At 63.6% G+C, this 2,093-nt stretch carries 2 protein-coding genes; both read right to left on the bottom strand.

Annotation, left to right across the window (positions count from 1 at the left end; translation table 11 throughout):
• Positions 1–236: 236 nt before the first annotated feature.
• Entirely contained in the window at positions 237–1,403 is a 1,167-nt protein-coding gene (locus EOA24_RS35540; protein ID WP_126079329.1) for a pyridoxal phosphate-dependent aminotransferase, read from the bottom strand.
• 103 nt (positions 1,404–1,506) lie between these two features.
• A complete protein-coding gene (gene mscL / locus EOA24_RS35535) occupies positions 1,507–1,929 on the bottom strand; it encodes a large conductance mechanosensitive channel protein MscL (RefSeq protein ID WP_126079330.1) in 423 nt (140 codons plus the stop codon).
• Between the last annotated feature and the right edge of the window lie 164 nt (positions 1,930–2,093).

The following is a 2,093-nucleotide window of genomic DNA, read 5'->3' as shown; positions in this document are numbered from 1 at the left end:
CCCTATGCCGGCTCCGGCCGCCCCGCCGTCGCCAAGACCGATCGGATCATTCCCCTCCTGGTGCCGAAGTCAGGCGGCTGAAGCCCGGTTTAAACTCTACTCCGGCGGCCATCCGCTGCAACTTTCTGCGCTTCCGGTGCTCACGGACCTGAATGTCCGCTGCGCTCCGGTTCTCGAAAGTCACACCGGCTGACTCACCGGAGCGAGTTTCAATCCGGGCTTCGTCGACGCTCGGCTCAAACCGTCTTCATCCATTTCGCCAGGCGATGCGCCGCTTCATCGAGCTGATCGAGGCGGCGGTGGAAGCATAGTCGGAGGAAGGCCTCGCCGCCGGGACCGAAGGCGGTGCCGGGCGCCAGGCCGACATTGGCATTGTCGACGATGTCGAAGGCCGCTTTTCGGGAATCGGTGAGGCCGTCGACCCTGAAGAACAGGTAGAAGGCGCCCTGCGGCACGGTGAAACGCGCCTTGCCGGTTTCGCCGAGAATGCCGCAGACGAGGTCGCGCGCGGCATGCGCGCGCTCCACCTGTTCCGCTATGAAGCCGTCACCCTCGTCGAGGGCGGCGACAGCGCCGCGCTGCATGAACTGGGCGACGCCCGAGGTCGAGTACTGGATCAGGTTCTCGAACACCTGCTGCAAGGCGGGATGGGTCTTGATCCAGCCGACACGCCAGCCGGTCATTGCCCAGTTCTTGGAAAAACTGTTGACGAACAGGATGCGGTCCTCGGGCGTGGCGACATCGAGAAAGGACGGCGCGCGGCCATGGCCGTAGTGGAACAGCGAATAGATCTCGTCGGCGATGATCCAAAGGCCCTTTGCCCGGGCAAGATCCAGGATCGCCTGGAGCGTTTCTCTGTCGGCGGTCCAGCCTGTCGGGTTGGAGGGCGTGTTGATGAACAACAGCTTGGTGCGCGGCGTGATTGCCGAGGCGATCTTGTCGACGTCGCAGGACCAGCCATTGCCGGACTCGTCGAGCGTGACCGGCACCGGCACGGCGCCCGCCACGCCGGCGGCCGCGGCGAAATTCGGCCAGGCGGGAGAGAGGTAGATCACCTCGTCGCCGCCGCCGGCGATGGCGTCGATGGCCAGCTGGATGGCATGCATGCCAGAGGCGGTGACGATGAACTCCTCCTCGGCGAAGGTCTTGCCGAAATGCCTGGCGTAGTAGCGCGCGAGCGCCTGCCGGAGCTCGGGAATGCCCTTCTGCCAGGTGTAGAAGGTCTCGCCATCAGCGAGCCCGCGTGCGGCGGCATCGCTGATGAAGGAAGGCGTCGGAAGATCGCCCTCGCCGGCCCAGAGCGGGATCAGCCCTTCGCACAGGCGACCATGGTTGATGACGGCGACAATGCCGCTTTCGGGCGCGGCGCGGGCTTCGGCGCGCAAGGTGTCGATAAGGCTCATGGGCAAAATCCGTGTTCGTGTCGTCAGCGCTCTTACCAGATCGCCAAACGGAAAACCCCGGCCGCCTGGGGCCGGGGTTTTGGTCCAGAGCGCCCGCTCTGCGTTACTTCTTGGCGAGCAGGTCGCGGATTTCGGTCAGGAGTTGCACGTCAGCCGGCGGCGGAGCCGCGGCGGGAGCCGGCTTCTCGCGCTCCAGCCGCTTGCGCAGATTGTTCACCGCCTTGACCATCAGGAAAATGATGAAGGCAAGGATCAGGAAGTTCAGCACGACGGTCATGAAGCTGCCATAGGCGAACACCGCGCCCTCCTTCTTGGCATCAGCCAGCGTTGCCGAATGGACGTTGGAGGACAGCCCGAAGAAGTAATTGTTGAAGTCCAGCCCGCCGAAGATCGCGCCGACGATCGGCATGATGATGTCGTTGACCAAGGAATCGACGATCTTGCCGAAGGCGGCGCCGATGATGACGCCGACGGCCAGGTCCATCACATTGCCCTTGGAAATGAACTCCTGGAATTCTTTCAGCATTCGACCCTCCTTGCCGTGGCGGGCCGCACTGCCGCCTCACCAGTTGTCCTTGGGCGCCGACCCGAGCCCACAATAACAAAAACCCCCGGTTGCAAAACCGGAAAAACAATGAAGGCACCGGTTTGTGTCACGCATCGTCCATCAGCCGCATATGCGCCGAAAGC

The organism is Mesorhizobium sp. M2A.F.Ca.ET.039.01.1.1, assembly GCF_003998035.1.
GTDB lineage: Bacteria > Pseudomonadota > Alphaproteobacteria > Rhizobiales > Rhizobiaceae > Mesorhizobium.
Note: the sequence above shows the minus strand (reverse complement) of the source record. Positions and strands in the feature narration are given on the sequence as shown.

Coding starts and splice junctions, on each gene's coding strand:
- EOA24_RS35540 (WP_126079329.1), bottom strand. CDS start 1,403: ATGAGCCTTATCGACACCTTGCGCGCCGAAGCCCGCGCCGCGCCCGAA.
- mscL (WP_126079330.1), bottom strand. CDS start 1,929: ATGCTGAAAGAATTCCAGGAGTTCATTTCCAAGGGCAATGTGATGGAC.